Annotated in this window: 12 protein-coding genes and 5 pseudogenes; 7 read left to right on the plus strand and 10 right to left on the minus strand. The window is 62.4% G+C overall.

All coding sequences use genetic code 11. The annotated features are described in order from the left end of the window. Window positions 1-95: 95 nt before the first annotated feature. Window positions 96-323 (minus strand): annotated as a pseudogene (locus GJQ66_RS03325) (transposase); the annotation flags it as partial. A 61-nt stretch (window positions 324-384) separates the two neighbouring features. Between GJQ66_RS03325 and GJQ66_RS03330 the strand changes: the two are divergent. Further along, a pseudogene (locus GJQ66_RS03330) lies at window positions 385-749 on the plus strand (transposase); the annotation flags it as partial. A gap of 7 nt (window positions 750-756) precedes the next feature. Here GJQ66_RS03330 and GJQ66_RS03335 read toward each other — a convergent pair. From GJQ66_RS03335 to GJQ66_RS03345, 4 genes and pseudogenes are all read right to left on the minus strand, one after another. Further along, the gene (locus GJQ66_RS03335) at window positions 757-1,914 is read right to left on the minus strand and encodes an IS30 family transposase (protein ID WP_155047941.1); all 1,158 of its coding nucleotides are present in this window, start codon (window positions 1,912-1,914) and stop codon (window positions 757-759) included. Between the two features lie 68 nt (window positions 1,915-1,982). Beyond that, a pseudogene (locus GJQ66_RS14580) lies at window positions 1,983-2,249 on the minus strand (transposase); the annotation flags it as partial. A 165-nt stretch (window positions 2,250-2,414) separates the two neighbouring features. Further along, complete coding sequence (locus GJQ66_RS03340; RefSeq protein ID WP_196215794.1) at window positions 2,415-3,869, minus strand: oligosaccharide repeat unit polymerase; 1,455 nt, start codon at window positions 3,867-3,869, stop codon at window positions 2,415-2,417. After that, window positions 3,833-4,870, minus strand: a complete 1,038-nt coding sequence (locus GJQ66_RS03345) for an acyltransferase family protein (RefSeq protein ID WP_196215795.1) — start codon at window positions 4,868-4,870, stop codon at window positions 3,833-3,835. Before GJQ66_RS03345 ends, GJQ66_RS03340 begins: the two co-directional genes overlap by 37 nt. A 1,247-nt stretch (window positions 4,871-6,117) precedes the next feature. Here GJQ66_RS03345 and GJQ66_RS03350 point away from each other — a divergent pair. Together GJQ66_RS03350 and GJQ66_RS03355 are read left to right on the plus strand one after the other, a co-directional pair. Next, complete coding sequence (locus GJQ66_RS03350; protein ID WP_155047944.1) at window positions 6,118-6,351, plus strand: hypothetical protein; 234 nt, start codon at window positions 6,118-6,120, stop codon at window positions 6,349-6,351. Window positions 6,352-6,360: 9 nt separating this feature from the next. Further along, window positions 6,361-7,257 (plus strand): S9 family peptidase, encoded by an 897-nt coding sequence (locus GJQ66_RS03355; protein ID WP_155047945.1) that lies wholly within the window; start codon window positions 6,361-6,363, stop codon window positions 7,255-7,257. Between the two features lie 284 nt (window positions 7,258-7,541). Here the strand turns inward: GJQ66_RS03355 and GJQ66_RS03360 are convergent, their stop codons facing one another. Beyond that, window positions 7,542-8,690: an acyltransferase gene (locus tag GJQ66_RS03360; protein ID WP_155047946.1), complete on the minus strand. Its 1,149-nt coding sequence runs from the start codon at window positions 8,688-8,690 to the stop codon at window positions 7,542-7,544. A 173-nt stretch (window positions 8,691-8,863) separates the two neighbouring features. Here GJQ66_RS03360 and GJQ66_RS03365 point away from each other — a divergent pair, with 173 nt between their 5' ends. The 3 genes and pseudogenes from GJQ66_RS03365 to GJQ66_RS03375 form a co-directional block, all read left to right on the plus strand. Continuing rightward, a complete protein-coding gene (locus tag GJQ66_RS03365) occupies window positions 8,864-9,640 on the plus strand; it encodes an IS3 family transposase (RefSeq protein WP_196215797.1) in 777 nt (258 codons plus the stop codon). Window positions 9,641-9,682: 42 nt separating this feature from the next. After that, window positions 9,683-9,823 (plus strand): annotated as a pseudogene (locus GJQ66_RS03370) (IS481 family transposase); the annotation flags it as partial. Between the two features lie 15 nt (window positions 9,824-9,838). Beyond that, window positions 9,839-10,000: pseudogene (locus tag GJQ66_RS03375) on the plus strand (ISL3 family transposase); the annotation flags it as partial. Window positions 10,001-10,043: 43 nt separating this feature from the next. On the opposite strand, the gene GJQ66_RS03380 reads toward GJQ66_RS03375, so the two are convergent. The 4 genes from GJQ66_RS03380 to GJQ66_RS03395 form a co-directional block, all read right to left on the minus strand. After that, window positions 10,044-11,105 (minus strand): polysaccharide pyruvyl transferase family protein, encoded by a 1,062-nt coding sequence (locus GJQ66_RS03380; RefSeq protein ID WP_155047948.1) that lies wholly within the window; start codon window positions 11,103-11,105, stop codon window positions 10,044-10,046. Then, window positions 11,102-12,343, minus strand: a complete 1,242-nt coding sequence (locus tag GJQ66_RS03385; protein WP_155047949.1) for a lipopolysaccharide biosynthesis protein — start codon at window positions 12,341-12,343, stop codon at window positions 11,102-11,104. The genes GJQ66_RS03380 and GJQ66_RS03385 overlap by 4 nt, the downstream gene beginning before the upstream one ends. Window positions 12,344-12,784: 441 nt before the next feature. Next, window positions 12,785-13,906 (minus strand): glycosyltransferase, encoded by a 1,122-nt coding sequence (locus tag GJQ66_RS03390; RefSeq protein WP_155047950.1) that lies wholly within the window; start codon window positions 13,904-13,906, stop codon window positions 12,785-12,787. Next, complete coding sequence (locus GJQ66_RS03395) at window positions 13,903-14,436, minus strand: acetyltransferase (protein WP_368732616.1); 534 nt, start codon at window positions 14,434-14,436, stop codon at window positions 13,903-13,905. Before GJQ66_RS03395 ends, GJQ66_RS03390 begins: the two co-directional genes overlap by 4 nt. A gap of 57 nt (window positions 14,437-14,493) precedes the next feature. On the opposite strand from GJQ66_RS03395, the gene GJQ66_RS03400 reads away from it, so the two are divergent. Further along, on the plus strand, window positions 14,494-15,750 hold the full coding sequence (locus tag GJQ66_RS03400) for a glycosyltransferase (RefSeq protein ID WP_230379258.1): 1,257 nt from the start codon (window positions 14,494-14,496) through the stop codon (window positions 15,748-15,750). The last annotated feature ends 24 nt before the right edge of the window (window positions 15,751-15,774 follow it).

The raw sequence follows: 15,774 nt of genomic DNA on the forward strand, positions 1-15,774 counted from the left end.
CTCCGGGGTGTGACGCTTCCTGCTGTTCGTCATGATCTGACCAGTCTCCCTGCCCGCGACTCCGGGCGACAGGACGAGTCTCAGAACCACCGGACCTACGAAACGGGGTCGGCCCATAACGACCTCGCGACATAGTTGGTGAGGTTGCGGAAGCCGAGGGCGGAGCCTCGGAGGTGCTCGAGCCGCCCGTTGATCGCCTCGGTTGGGCCGTTGCTGGTGCCGGGTCGGTCGAAGAACGCGAGGATGTTGGCGGCGCGCTGATTCATGGTGCGGCCGAGCTTGCGGATCTCGACGAGCGCGGCGGGAACCCCTGCGGTGATCGCGTCGGTCTGAAGCGCCCTGGTTTTGTTGGAGACTTCTGACCTTGGAAACGAGGATGGAGTTATGCCGAAAGAGCAGACATCAGGGAAGCCGACGACGCGTCGCTACTCGAGCGAGGAGAAGGCCGCAGCGGTGCGGATGGTGAGGACGTTGCGTGCCGAGCTCGGGGTCACGCAAGGGACGGTGCAGCGGGTCGCGACGCAGCTCGGCTATGGGGTCGAGTCGGTGCGGACCTGGGTGAAGCAGGCGGACATCGACGACGGCGTCGCCCCAGGCGTGAGTAGCGGCGAGTCGGCTCGGGTGCGAGAGCTTGAGCAGGAGGTCCGCGAGCTGCGTCGGGCCAACGAGGTGCTCAAGCGGGCCGCGTCTTTCTTCGGGGCGGAGCTCGACCGCCACTACCGGAAGTAGTCGCGTTCGTCGACGCGAACGGCGGATTCAACCGGTGGTCGCAACGAGTTCTGTGAACTTCTCCGATGGTGTCAGATAGCCGAGCGTTTTACGTGGTCGTCCGTTGAGCGAGTCCTGGATCGCGGTCAGCTCAGCGCGGGTGACGATGCTCAGATCGGTGCTCTTCGGCAGGTACTGGCGTAGCAGTCCGTTGGTGTTCTCGTTGCTTCCGCGCTGCCACGGGGAGTGCGGGTCGCAGAAGTAGATCGGGATGCCGGTCGCTGTCGTGAACTCGGAATGCTTGGCCATCTCGGCGCCCTGATCCCAGGTGATCGTCCGCGCCAGCGACGCCGGCAACGCGGTGATCGCCTCGCGCATTGCGGCCTCCACTTTGTCGGCGCTCTTCCCGTCGGGCAGGTGCAGCAGAAGTGTGAGGCGGGTGCTGCGTTCAACGAGGGTTCCCACGGCGCGGCGACTGTTCTCACCGAGGATCAAGTCGCCTTCCCAATGCCCCGGCACGGCGCGGTCTTCGACCTCCGCGGGGCGCTCGCTGATCATCACCATTCCTGGCAGCCGGCCTCGCCGGTCCGTCGCGGTCCGCGACTTCCGTGCCGCACGTCCCGACCGCAGGCAGCGCGCGAGCTCGCGGCGCAACTGCCCGCGTCCCTGCACGAACAGGGCCTGGTAGATCGTCTCGTGGCTCACGTGCATCTCCGGGTCGTCGGGATGCTCCAACCGTAGGCGGGCGGCGATCTCCTGCGGAGACCACAGTTGTTCCAGCTGCGTCGCGACAACCTCGAGCAGCCGTCCACCGTCAAGCTTGAACGGCTTCGGGCGGCGGGCCTGCTCTCGCGCGTCCTCATGCGCCCGCCACTCCGAGTACCCCTCCCGCCCGCCGCCGCGCTTGACCTCGCGGCTGACCGTCGACACCGCCCGTCCCAGGGCGAGCGCGAGCGCGGTCAACGTGTCACCGCGCGCGAGACCAACCAGGATCTCCTCACGGTCGCGGATCGTCAGATGCCCCTCGCGCGGCTCCCAGCCGAACGGCTTCCCGTCGAGGTGACGCCCTTCCCGCGCCATGCGGCCGACCATCGGGGCCGTGCACCCGATCTCGCGGGCGATATCGATGAGCCGCCACCCCTTCGAGTGGAGACGGAGCGCGAGCTGCTTCTGCTCACGACTGAGATGACCATGCTTGCCCTGCAACGAATGCCTCCCGAGATCAGCGTGTGCTTCATCTCACAGCACTCATTGCGCTGACCGGTTGAATCCGCCATCTCGTTCGCCCGCCGCAGTTCGGCGTTCTCGCGCTTGAGGAGCTTGTTCTCCTCTGCCTGCTCGGTCGTCACACCGGGGCGCTCGCCCGCGTCGATCTCGCGCCGCCCGATCCAGGTGCGCAGCGTTTCCGGGGAGCCGATACCGAGCAGGCCGGCGACATGCCGGATCGCGGCGAGCTCGCTCGAATGATCCTCGCGAACCTCCGCGACCATCCTGACCGCGCGTTCACGCAGCTCGGCGGGGTATTTGCTAGGTCGTGCCACGAGGCTGATCCTTCCAAGGAATCCAGTCTCCGGACACGCCGGGGCGATTCACAACGCCTTCTCCCGCATCTCGGGCGAGTACTTCTGATTCATCGGTTCCTTGCTTGAAGAACGGAACGAAACCCAGGGCGATTCACACAGCCGGAGCCACAGCGCCCCCTACATCTACCGGGTCAGGTCGTACGCGCCGCGCGGGCGTCGTATTGATGTCGACGCCCGCACCATTGCCGGTCGAGTGACAAACCAAGACGCAACCAGAATGATTAGCAGGTTCGTCATTGCCTGGAGAAGCGACCCGCGCAGCACGATCAGTAGATAAAAGGGGATGATCGCCGCAGCCACGCCCGGTGTCCCGTACAGCGACAGCATGGCTTCCGATCGGCGATCAAGAACGCGAATCACGTAGCCAAACGCAACCATCCCCAGGATGAGCCCCACCCACCCTAGATTTATGTAGAACTCTGCCCACAGCGGTGCGGAGAGATTGCGGAACTGATAACCCTGGTACTCAGCCAGGAGCGTGCCAGTGTCGAGGGGCTTGGCCGACCACATGTCACGTGGAACCCAGAACAATACAACACCGAGAAGCTGATTCCCCCAGGTGATTCCCTGCGATTCAACGTACTTGATCGTGTTCATCAGCTGCGCGAACGCATCGAAGTCAGCAGTTGTCAACGACTCCAATGGCGACTGCAGCTCGACGGTCGCGTCCAACGTTCGTCGGAACGTATCGAGAATTGGGAAGACGACTACCATCCCCGCCAATGCGCCGATGGCCACCGCCCGGAATCGCCTCACCGTGGCATACAAGCCGAGGACGCCGAGTACTGCGAGCGCCACGGTGCCGAAGATGTACCGTGCGTTTCCGACCGGGTTCACTAACGCAATCAGCACCAACAGCACGATGCTGGTCATGAGGATTGGGCGAGGCTGTCCCGCACGCGCGCACTGACGCCAGAGGATTGCGAGGGCAACGAAGGCGACTAGGAGGCCCATCTTCGCTCCAGCCACGATGAGCGCTCCGAAGGGACCACCAAGCGAATCAGACTGCGCCGAGCTCAGATCCGACCGTGCCGCGAATAGCGTCGAGAATCCGACCTGCGAAGCGTAGTAGGCCGCAAGGAGCAGCGTGATAACCGTGAGCACATAGGTGTTCCGCCGATGCACCGGGCGTGAGTGGGGCGCGTGACTCGTAGCCTCAACTCGGGGGTCGCCCAGGCCAAGCCCGATGATCAGTGCGAGGCACCCGATCAGGATGATGGTCGCTGCTCGCAACGCGAACCCGGAGTCCATGCCCGGGGTCGTTGCTGGGTAGCCAGTCATGACCTGCACAAAGGGCGCAACTCCGAGAAAGAGATACACGAACAGCCAGACGACCATTTCGTTGAGACGGCGGTCGCGGTATCCGAGCACAAGCGAGAACTTCGCGCCTGAAACGATGATGATCGCGGTGATCGCCACGAGCGGGTTGCTTTGCTGGTTTGACGGACCCATGCTCCACAGCAGGAGCGGAGCGACGCCGCAGAGAGCAAGCGCAGCGAACGTGGTTAGCATCGGCGCCGGAACGCTCTTGACCGTTTCGTTCATGAAATGCCCCCCGATCGGGTCCGCTGCGGCCATGCCCGATCGAAGACCCTGCGCACCCACGAGGGTGTCGCGAACAGCCACTGCAGACGGAGTCGGGGCGCGAGCCACCCGCTGGCGTAGCCAGCAGCGAGTCCGAGAATGCCGACTGCGAGCGGCACTAGCCACCCGGCGGTAGGCGAGGGGTGTACTAGGAGTGTCGAGATCCACACCACCAGGGCGAACCATAGCGAGTGAGACATGTAGATCGGCAGCGTCCTCTGGCCGAGATGGCGTAGCACCACGACGTCCGCCAGCGCCTTCGCGATGACGACACCTGCCATCAACCCAAGGCAACGCAGTACGAAAGAGAGTCCCGGTGCGCCGACTAGGCCAAAGCTCTTGAGCAAGAAGTACGCGGTTGCCCACAATGCGAGGACTGCGGCGCCCTGGCACACCCTGAGCGTGTCAACGAGGTGGAGGATCGAGCTGCGTCCGTAGCAGCCAACTACGAAGAAGAAGTAGAACAGCGGGATTCCATCCCATGCGTTATTGCCGACGATGTTGCCTGCGTCGATGCTGAACCACACCGCCGAAACTGCCCCAGCGCCGAGAAGTTGCGCGATCAGCGGAACATTTTTCATAAGCCGCGCGACGACAAAGAAGATGGCCAGCACAAAGATAAACCAGCCGCCGATCGGCCACACCATGTGCAGGGGGAGCTGCAGAATTCCAGTCTCGCTGTCCGCACCAGCGATGAGGTTGAGGACGATCCAACGCATCACAACCCACAGCACGAAGACCCACGCGAAGAGCAAGACCTTTGAGCGAAACAGCGATCGCCATGGTCCAGTCACCCACTTAACGGCAAAAAGCCCTGCTGCCATGAAGAACAGCGGCATCAGCATAGTGCGAAGGAACTCGGTCATGGCGACCCAGAACGGAGCAACCAGACCTTCGACTGCCGCGTAAATGATGCCGTGGTGTAGCACAACGAGGATGATCGCGAGACCGCGCGCAGCATCCGGCCAGGCGATTCGCTGATTAGTTGACGACACAGCCACTGACCGTATCAGTCCTCGATTCCCCCTGGTTGCGTGGACGGAACAGACGAACGAAACCGCTCCGATTGGCGATCGCCTGTCCACCGTGCTCCCGATGTCCCCCGACGTGCTAGCTGTCAACGGGCCGATCAACGACGGAGCCTCCGCGGCAGGCATCGGGCAGAAGTCGCTTCGTTCCTCAGCGCTCCTTCAGCCGTCGCGGGGGCGATATGCATCGGGTTGCGAGGCGAACCATGATGCCGTGGCTCGGCGGCGGACGGCGCGAGGGTGCCATTCGCTCCAATGCGGTAATTTCTGACTGGGACGGGAACGACCACGGCATCCACGGGTGATGGCAGCGGCGCCATTTTCACCATTTCGGACGGCCCGCACCCGACCTTCTCGGCGCACCGCGCGATCGCGAACCGGATAATCGGACAGATGGCGCGCCTCCGCAGGCAGAGCGCGCGGTGCGACCAGGCGCGTTGGCCGACGGGTCGAAACTTGCGCTCAGCTATCCGATTTGCTGAATGACGCGATCAGCGACCGCCTGGTGGCCCGCGTCGGTAACGTGCCCCCGTCTCCCGAATCCATACTTGGGTCGAGCGCATCTGGGTCAATCAGGCTGACGTAATCCGCACGATTGGTGCGGAGATCGACTCGGCACTTGAGGGGTTTGACGGCACCTCGACCAAGATCGTGTAGCACGGATCGGACGCGAGCGTCGCACGCCCTGAGGAGTTCTCGACGGTCATCTGGATCGGCACGGTTGCCCCGGTGAATCGACCCTCCGGTCAGGACTTCGACTTTGTTGAGGGCGGGACCGAGACACCGGAGGAGCCTTGGACCCCGCTCGATTTGCCGAACCTCGTCGCCTGGTATTCCGCTTCGGACCTTGGCCTTGCTGACGGCGCGACTGTGACTTCGTTCCTCGACCAGTCGACTAACGCGCTGCATGCGGGGAACCTCACGGGCACGGTCACGCTCGATGCGGACGGCCTCAACGGCACTCCCGGCGTCTGCTTCAGCGGCGCAGCCTACGGCTCGACCGATGCATTTGCCGCGCTCACCGGCCCTGTGACGACTGTCGGCACGTTCGCGTCGCTCTCCTCCACCGCTGCCACCCGACACATCGTCGATGGACAGTCAGGTTCGCCGTCACCTCTCGCGTTCTACAAGTCCAGCGTGAACGCGTACGGGTTCCGGCGTGGGGGGCGACCGCGGTCACGGGCGGCACGACGGACGAGGACGCCCACGCGTTCATGCTCGTCCTCGATGGCGCCTCGTCCTACCTGCGAATGGGCGGCTCGACGGTCATTGCCGACGACGGCGGCAGCGGTGACATCACTCAACTGTTCCTGTCCGCATCGACGGGCGGTGCAGGCCCATCCCGTTCGGTTTACGGCGATCTGATCGTCATGACCGGCGTACCCGAAAGCGAAACAATCGACGAGCTGGCGGCGTTCTTTCTCGCGCGCTCCGGCCTCACCCTCTAAGGGGGCGCAGTGGTCAACGCAACCACGGGATCAGGAACGGCCTATACGTACAACGGCTACGAATCGGCCACGGACCGGTATGTCGTCGGAGTCGCGAACGCGCACGCCGGCGATGCGAACATCCCGACCGTTCTGTACACGCACGGGGCGGGAGGGACCCGCACACAGTTCTCCACGCTCGGCGCATGGTCGGGCCTGCGGGGCTGGCTCATCGACAACGGGTGGGCGTACATCGAAGCAGACGGCGGCGGCACCACATCATGGGGTGGCCCCGCAGCAAGGGCATCCTACGAGGATGCGGTGGCATCGGCGCGCCGCATCATCGACATAGGTGACATCGTTGTCTTGGGGCGCTCGATGGGCGGGCTTGTCGCGTACTGGCTCGCGACGCAAAGCGAGTTCGCCAGCGATGTGGTCGGGCTCATCATCAACTCTAGGACCACCGACCTCGCATACCGGTACGCGACCGGAGATGCGACCGACAAAGCGCAGATGCAGGCCGCGTACGCCGCATCCGACGACGCATCGTTCGCAGTGAACAGTGTCGGATTCGACCCGATGCCGTTTGCGTCCGGGGTGTGGGCCGGCAAGAACGTGCTTCAGATGTATGGCACCGCGGACACCACTGTCCCCGCCCCCGCGAATCACGCCCAGGCGTGGGTCGATGAATACGGGGCGTCGGTCGAGTACCTAGGCGTGGACGTGCGCGCAGGAGGCTCACACTCAACCACGAACGGCTCATACCTTCAGGTCGACGCCATGACCGCGTTTCTTAGCTACGTCAACGAGGTCAAAGGGCCACCGGACCCGCCTGGCCCTTTGCCCGGAATCGTGGGCGGGGAACTCACGGCGCTCTACTGGGTGGGACCGGGAAAGGAACTCTTCGCGCTGCCGATCCCGGTCTAGATTGCTCGGTCGCCCTGGGCGCTCTCGGCGTGCTCGATTGTGCAATAGACCTCACCGAAGTATCGAGCTCCCGAGAATGCCGGGACGATAACGCCGCACCGTTCGCCACCTGGAAGATACCCGTGCTGGCCGTACATGCACTGGTGCGGCATCGAGTCGGGGATGCCCCGTCGAGCCTCGCGACGGCGGGCTAACCAGGACGAGAGGCGCTCGATGGGCGTCGTTGTCATGAGCCCCGATGTTAGCGCCCGCCAGCTACCCCGCGCCGCTAACGCTCGCATTCGCTAGGCGCGGGCTGGCGTGCGGGGGAATCTTGCCTCGAGGTTCCTCCGTACTCGACCGAGCGGCTTCTCGATCGCGACGTACATCAACTGTGCCGTCGCAAGCGTGACCAGGAGCGAGATGCCATCCACCACCGGTGCGACGTCGAGGAATAGCTCGACGAGCGCGATCACGAGTCGGTGTAGCAGGTAGATCGAGAAGGACAGGACGCCGATGTGCGCGACCACGCGATGGTTTAGGACTCGCCCGACCGCTCCCTCGGGGTGGACGATCACGAGCCAGAACAGTGGCACGAGCGCGACGTAGATGATCGAGTCAGCGATCGTCAGTCGGATCACGTTCGGCAGGAGAGACGCGGCGATGATCGTTACAACCGCGACGGGTGACAGCCAGAAACGGATCACCCGGTCGGGGACGTTGAACGGAGCCCGGTCCCCTAGCGCCGGATTCCAGAGCAACGCCATCGCAGCGCCTGCGAGAAGCCCGTCGAATCGGGTATCGCTCGCTATGTACATGCGGTAGAAGGTAGGGTCGCCGGCCGCGAGGAACACGCGCCATCCGACCGCGAGCACACACGCTCCGACGAGGATGTAGCCGATCTGCCGATAGTTTAGCCGACGGCGCAGCAGCAAGATCAGGACGGCCGGGAAGATCAGGTAGAAGTGTTCCTCGACTGCGAGGGACCATAGCATGCTGGTCTCGGGCGGGAGCCCTTCGGTGCTGTTGACCCAGATCATGTAGTAGTTCGTGACGTTGAGGAACTCCGCGGCGATTCCCCAGCCGTTCTGGGTAGACGGGAGAATCCCGATCGCACCGATGATCACGGCCAGAGCGATCGTGATGTACGCGGGCGGCAGGATGCGGAGCGCGCGGCGCAGGTAGAACTTCCCGAGCGCGATCCGGCCGGAGCGATCCACTTCGCGTCGCAGCAACGTCGTGATGAGGTAGCCGCTGAGGAAGAAAAAGATCGTCACGCCGAGGTGTCCGGGCCACAACCCTGGGACGGTGAGGCCGTGACCGACGAACACGATTAGGACCGCGACACACCGGATGCCGTCAAGTGACGGAACCGAGAACGCGCCGCGGACGCTCTTGACCGGACCTGCCGGCATCCGTACCCCCCCCGATGCAGATGAGACTCCGCTCAGCATAGGGGGCGCGATAGTCACGCGCAGGTAACGCGACCGATCCGCCCCAGATCGTTGGCTTCAGAGACCAAGGCTTCGGTGAGATGCGCAAGGGCGTTGTTTCGGCGAAGGGAACCTGACCCGCTTTTCCGGACACCAGCTTTGAGGCGATGATCGTCTCGGAAGGAGTCCGTGAGATGCCTTCTGCCCACCCGCCGGAGTTGCGGCGTCGAGCCCTCGACCTCGTCACGCAGGACAATCCCGTTGCCCAGACCGCGCGTGATCTCGGGATCAGTGAGTCGTGCCCGCGGAACTGGATGAACCGTGACGCGGTCGACGCCGGCCGCAAGGCCGGTGTCACGTCCGATGAGCACAGGGAACTCGTCGAGCTGCACCGCCGGAAACGGCGCGGCTGGAAGCCTGACACGGCGACGCACGAGGACCTCGTGAAGCGGCAGTTCCGCGCAGATGCCCCGAACCGGCTCTGGTGCTGCGACATCACGCAGCACCGCGCGAGGGACGGGTGGGCATACTGCGCCGCCGTCATCGACGCGTACTCGCGGGGGATCGTGGGCTGGTCGATTTCGGATCGGATCACCGCGGAGATCGTCGTCGACGTGCTCGAGATGGCCCGCTGGCGACGCCGACCCGAACCCGGAACCGTGGTCCACGCGGACCGAGGCGCTCAATACACCTCATGGCTCTACGGCCACCGACTCCGCCAAGCCGGGCTCCTCGGATCCATGGGACGAGTCGCATCATCGGTCAACAACGCGCTCATCGAGTCGTTCTGGTCGACGATGCAGCGCGAGCTCCTGGACCGCACCTTCTGGGACTCCCGCGCGCAGCTCGCGTCGGCGATGTTCGAGTGGATCGAGGGGTTCGACAATCCCCGCCGACGGCGCACATCGCTCGGTGATCTCAGCCCCGCCGACTACGAACCCCTTCACACCGCGACCGAAATCGCGGCATGATCAACAAATAAGAACCGTCCGGGAAACCGGGTCAGGCTCCTCCACCGCACCCTCGCCGACGGCTGGGCATACGTGAACCTCTATCCCTCAGAAGCCACACGACGCGCAGCACTCCTCAGCTGGCTGCACTTCTACAATCACCACAGGCACCACCCCACAATCGGAGCCCCGCCCATCAGCAGAAGCCAATATGCCCTCCCCGGCTCTCACACATAGAACGGCCCGACCGAGGCGTTCAACCGACAACTCCAGCATCGCCGCGACACTGCACTTCGTTCCCGTAACCTGACGAGATACATCACGAAGAGATTGCTCGAGGCCGGTGGATTCAGACCCCCCACACGCCCTCGAACACTATGAAACCGAATGCGCGAACACCCCTGCAAGATGCGCGATAGCAGCCTCACCGCAAGAGACTGGCGAGACGCTCGGCAATTTCTATTAGCCGCGATCGCGCCTGCGACAGCTCAGACGCGAGGCGGTCGTCTTCGGCTGAATCGAACGAAACATCTTCCATTCTGTCCGCCGTCGTATCAACAAAAGGAGCGGTGAGCACATCTGCGAGCGTGGAAGACAGCTTATCCGAATCAGGGTGTCGCAGTGCGATGGGCTTCGCCCCGCCGATCGAGCCAAGTATAAGCGCGTGCAGTCGGTCGGAAACCACGAATCGGCAAGTGCGATATGCGTCTTGGACACGCGCGATTTGGGCACCGTGCCCCGTTCCGTCCCAACTGACAATATCGGCTCCGAAATGCTTAGCGAGCTTCTGGTGATTCGCATCGTCACGCGCAACCTGCGTGACAAAAACCGGGGTGAGATCCGCTGCGCGTGCGCGATTCACGACGTCCGTGATCAGCGATGGATTCACGCTGTGGTCCCCTCGAAGAGAAATAGCGACCTTGTCCCGAGATTCAGCCCGGAACTCGGGAGCGCGCAGGAATGCTAAATCCGGGGCTTGTTCCAGCGTCCGCCCAATCACTATTTCCGAAACCGAATCACGCGACACAAACAGGGAATACCAACCAATCGCGGCGCGCTCAATCTGCAACGCGGGCGATCCGTGACCCCGCAAAGCTCTTCCAATCGCAATCACATGCCCACCCGAAAAACGCGCAGCAAGAATATTCAACAAGTTGACAGTCGCCTTTATCGCGGCTCTCGCACCCGCACGAAGCTCAAGAGGCCCCGGGGCGAAAACGAGGTGCGCTCGGCGGCGCATTATGTCGCCTAAATACCGAACGATGAACGAAGGCGCATCCGCCACAAGCTCAACATCGGCCGGAAACTTGAACGCATCGACATAGTCGCTGGGCATGGAGCCGGTGTAAATAATGAAGCCCTGGCCACCCGAGCTCAGCAGATCGATAGCCGCCTGACGAATCGCAATATCACCGAGGTTGTCAGCCTGCGCAGCGATGCTCATGTAAACCCGGCGGGATCGCCCGCCATGCTGCTCGACAATCATGATGCCTCTCCTCCTTGCTGACGCCACCGGACATAAGGCGCCAATTTAGCGATCACCACGAACGCCTGAAAAGCAAAAGTGGCCGTCAAAGCCCAACCTGCCCCGAGTGCCCCGTAGAAAATGCTGGCAAAGGCCACCGCGATCAAGCACAATATCGTGCTGATCCCCGCAGCTATCGCAACAAACTGTTTCGCCCCGATAGCTTGAAGCAACGCATTGCTTATCGACACTGATGCTGCAAACGGTAGCCCCACGAGAACCACTTGGACGACAGGAATGGCCGGTATATATGCGTCCCCGAGCGCCAACGGGACGAGCCACGGAGTGGCCATCCCGAGCAACATATAGATTACGGTGACTGCCAAGAGCATAACCCCGGCCGGCTTGAGCAACGGCCAGAGCGATCGTCGCGACGCAACCGCTCGTGTCGCGGCCGGAATTAACACGCTTGCAAGCGATGTAGGCAAAATCCGGAGCGGAGAGGTAAGTCGACTTGCACTGGCATAGAAGCCCGACGCAACTGACCCTGCGAATATCGCCACGATTACTACGTCGAGGTTTCGCAACTGTGTCGCGACAGAGTTGGCCCAGTAATGGTGACTATCAGCGATGAGCTTTCGATAGGTGATGTCCGACTCAGCACTCACACGCCGACTCACGTACGTGTTCGCAAAGATCGAGGAGGCCGCAGCTGCGATCGAGACGCCGATGCCATAGGAAAGAATGGGATCAACTCCCGCGAGCACAAGTACAACGAATATCACGATCGCAACGACACGCCGAGAGACCAGGTTCACTACATTGATCCACGCGTCTCCGTCGGCAAAAACTACAGCCAGCCGCGCGTCGGCGTTCCGCTCACCACTGATCCATAACGCCAAGGGGAGCATCAAATAATATGTCGGCGAGACAAGAACCCCCATGCCACAAAGCCCCACTAAGACGAAAGCTGCCATGGCTAAGGAAGTAATTCCGTTGAACCTAAGTGCAGTCGCTATGCCCCCGCTATTTGGATTGGCCGCCCGCTCTCGCGTGATGTAAGTGCTCACCCCAAAGTCCATTGTGGTCTGCAGAACAGTTGCTAAACCAATGATGCTAGATAGCATGCCGAACTCGGCGGGTGCGACAAGACGCGCAATTAAAATGAGCGAAATCGCCTGCAACCCAGCTGCGAAGATGCGACCGCCGCTCACCCAGGCGAACTGGCCAAGGAATCGTCGATCAGAAACGGCCATCATGTTGCATAATTCCTCAGTTTTTGCCGCAATTTACACGCGGTAGCACTGTCCTCGCCGTCATCCACGGGAGACCAATACATTTTGAGTTGACCTTTCGCCGGGCGGCCAGCATATCGACTATATGCGCTGCCGGAAGCACGACCTAATCGTACACCAAAGATGAGTATTTTCAGGTAGGAAAGTCGCTCTAATTGACCACATACCAACGAGATGTCACAGACATTTACACATGGGTCTTCATGGCCCATCGAGCACAGACGCAGCTCCGACATGGTCGGATTGTGCCGCTCGATCCCCCAAAAGAAGGCAAGAACGAATCACGGATTATCGTCCCCGGACGGGCCGAGGCGATCATGACGCTGTTCGCGGTCACGCAATTCCTTGCTCATATCCAGAGAGCAGACATACACCCAATCACGACTGTCAGCTTTGGATTTCTTTTTACGCACGTCTCGCCCCTGCAGGTGCATAGGACGCGAGAAGCGTCTCAGTCACGGCTTCGATGCTGAGCTCGGCATCGATAAACCGACGCGCGCTCTCGCGTAGCGCGTTTGCTACATGCCGCCCAGTGAGCACCTTCTCGACAGCGTCGGCAAGGTCACTGGGAGATCCGTCCGTTACAAGCGCAGCACCGTACTCCTCGCACTTCGAAGCTATTCCGAGCGAAGACGTCGTGACGACCGGGGTGCCCGCGGCGAATGCTTCAAGGACGGTCATAGGGAAAACTTCACCGACTGACGGCAACACGAGTACCTTGGCATCCCGCAGCAGGGTATCGGTCAAGGCCGGATCGACGGCCCCCGCCCAGGAGATATGGGCCTTATGACCTGAGCTGGAGATTGCCTCCTGCACTCGTTCTGATTCGCCCTCGTCTGGACCTGCGAGCACAAAGTCAGCGGTGATGCCGCGTTCAAGAAGCACCGTGGCCATCTCTACAAAAGCGAGCGGCCGCTTGCGCGGATGTAGACGCGCGAGGAAAAGGACTCCGCCGTTGCGGTTTGCGTAGGGAGGAAGGTCACCACCCCGAATGCCGTTTCGAATCTGTCGCACAGTGGCATCGGGAGCTATATCGGCAATATCCTTACTTTCTTGGTCGGTTAGCGTCAAGACGGCCGACGCTGAAGTCAATGCCGCGCGCACCTCCCATGCGTCGACCGGGCCGGCAAGCGGATTGGACGACTTGTCAATCATGCCGTGGGGCTGAGCGATCAGACGAACCTCACTCTTGCGCGCCGCTCGAGCGGCAGGCAACGTCACAAGATCCCGAGCCAGATGCACGTGGACGACGTCAAGATCGTGAAGTTGCGACCGGAGGGCTTTCGTCAATCCGGGGGCGTACATACCGGCGAAACCCAAGCGACGATGAACGCGTTTGGCCGGGAAAGTTCGGACCGAGTAACCGTCCTGATCGAAAGTTTTCGGGGCATCGTCGGGTGACGCCGCAAAAACCGTCACTTCATGCCCACGCTTGGCTAGCTCAGCGGCCTGCCCGAGCGCTACGCGCACTGGGCCACCGAAGGCTCCATCCGGCGAGATGTAGGTGACAACGTGTGCAATTTTCATGCGAAGCGCACCGCCAGCCGGCCGCTCTGGTCCCAGACCGTGTTCGGCTCGACGTCCCGGTCGATCCGAGTGAGCGGCTTTACCAGAGCCGATCGTCCAATGGTGACCCCACCGAGCACAACACAACGGCTTGTGACCCAAGCCCCCGGCTCGATAGTAATTGAGCGGGTGACCAGTGCCATGTCTTTTCGATGTCGGTGACTACCGGTCGTCAAGAAAGTTTCCTGCGAAATTACCACGTCATGGCCAATATCGATGCGCTCCTGATTGTGAAACCAGACGCCTTCACCAATCCACGAGCGGTCCCCCACCGAGAGCTTCCACGGGAACTTGACCCGGGTCCGAGGACGAAATACCACGCCAACGCCGATCCGGGCCCCGAATGCGCGCAGCACCCGGATACGAAGGCTCGAGCTGATCTGCCAAGGGTTCGTCACAAACAGGAGCTCACAGATCGCCCAGAGATAGACCACCCATGAAGGGCGATCCCACGCCGCGCGCTCTCCCGGCGCCTGCGAAAGGTCAATCACCGGTATTTCGGACAATATGGTCCACCTTCGGGCTAAAAGTACTGTCGCGATGACGCTATGGTCGTCACCATGTCGCGCCTCGCCCCTGCAGTCACTGTACTGGGAGTCAACTACCCTCCCGAACCGACCGGCATCTCGCCCTACACCGGTGCGATGGCTCGCGGTCTCGCACAGCGAGGTTACGAGACCCACGTGGTCACGACGCACCCTCATTATCCGGAGTGGCGCGTCAGGTCAGGTTACGGACAGTGGTCGCGCCGGGAACATCTGGACGGCGTCGACGTTCGGCGCCTTCGTCACTACGTTCCGGGTCGGCCGACGGGAATCCGCCGGTTGCTCTCCGAGCTGAGCTTTGGTGCGCGGCTTCTGTTTGCGCCCTGGCGGCGCCCGCAGGCCGTCGTGGCGGTTTCTCCGGCACTGTTCTCCTCTGCTCTTGCCGCTCTTCGCATGCGGCTTTTTCATCGCAAGACCCCGCTCATCGTCTGGGTGCAGGATCTCTACTGGCTCGGGCTCTCCGAGACTGGACAGGGCGCGGGAAGCGCCGGACAGGTCATCAAGAAGACCGAAGGGTGGCTACTGCGGCGTGGTGATCGCGTCGTCGTCATCCATGAGCGCTTCGCCCAGCGCGTCATCGACGACTTCGGCGTCTCGCCCGAGCGGATCGTCGTTGTCCGCAACTGGACGCACCTCCCGCCCGCTCCCGACATCGATCGCGCGGCCGCTCGCGCCAAGCTCGGGTGGGGCGACGTGACGATCGTCCTGCACGCCGGAAATATGGGGATCAAGCAGGGCCTCGACAACGTTCTTGATGCCGCGCAGCTCGCTCATGATCGCGGCGCGAACGTGCGATTCGTACTTCTGGGCAACGGCGGCGAGCATGCACGCCTCGTGGCCGAAGGCGCCCACATTCCCACCTTGCAATTCATCGATCCGCTTCCCGACGCAGAATTCGCGGAAGCGTTGGGCGCGGCCGACGTGCTTCTCGTGAATGAGAAGGTCGGCGTCTCCGAGATGGCGGTCCCGAGCAAGCTCACGTCCTACTTCTCGACAGGCAACCCTGTGCTCGCAGCGACGGACCTACGAGGGATCACGGCCGACGAAGTTCGCGCCGCAGACGGCGGCGTCGTCGTGGACGCGGGCGACCCCGCCGCGCTGCTGGACGCTGCGGAGGCCCTTGCCGCCGATGCCGAGGAAAGCGCGCGCCTCGGCGCGAATGGGCGCCGGTACCGGGAAACGGTGTTGGACGAAACATTCGCGATCGATCGATTCGCTACGCTTCTCTCGCGGCTAATCGACGGGGATGAATCGAAGTAGCCGCGTCAATAATCGACTCACCAA

It is taken from the genome of Microbacterium sp. ZXX196, from assembly GCF_009709595.1.
Classification (GTDB): domain Bacteria; phylum Actinomycetota; class Actinomycetes; order Actinomycetales; family Microbacteriaceae; genus Microbacterium; species Microbacterium excoecariae.

Bases quoted from the DNA above. Each gene is read 5' to 3' on its own strand.
- GJQ66_RS03350 (WP_155047944.1), top strand. From the start codon at position 6,118: ATGCTCGTCCTCGATGGCGCCTCGTCCTACCTGCGAATGGGCGGCTCG.
- GJQ66_RS03340 (WP_196215794.1), bottom strand. From the start codon at position 3,869: ATGGCCGCAGCGGACCCGATCGGGGGGCATTTCATGAACGAAACGGTC.
- GJQ66_RS03380 (WP_155047948.1), bottom strand. From the start codon at position 11,105: ATGATTGTCGAGCAGCATGGCGGGCGATCCCGCCGGGTTTACATGAGC.
- GJQ66_RS03365 (WP_196215797.1), top strand. From the start codon at position 8,864: ATGCCTTCTGCCCACCCGCCGGAGTTGCGGCGTCGAGCCCTCGACCTC.
- GJQ66_RS03400 (WP_230379258.1), top strand. From the start codon at position 14,494: ATGGTCGTCACCATGTCGCGCCTCGCCCCTGCAGTCACTGTACTGGGA.
- GJQ66_RS03390 (WP_155047950.1), bottom strand. From the start codon at position 13,906: ATGAAAATTGCACACGTTGTCACCTACATCTCGCCGGATGGAGCCTTC.
- GJQ66_RS03360 (WP_155047946.1), bottom strand. From the start codon at position 8,690: ATGCTGAGCGGAGTCTCATCTGCATCGGGGGGGGTACGGATGCCGGCA.
- GJQ66_RS03385 (WP_155047949.1), bottom strand. From the start codon at position 12,343: ATGATGGCCGTTTCTGATCGACGATTCCTTGGCCAGTTCGCCTGGGTG.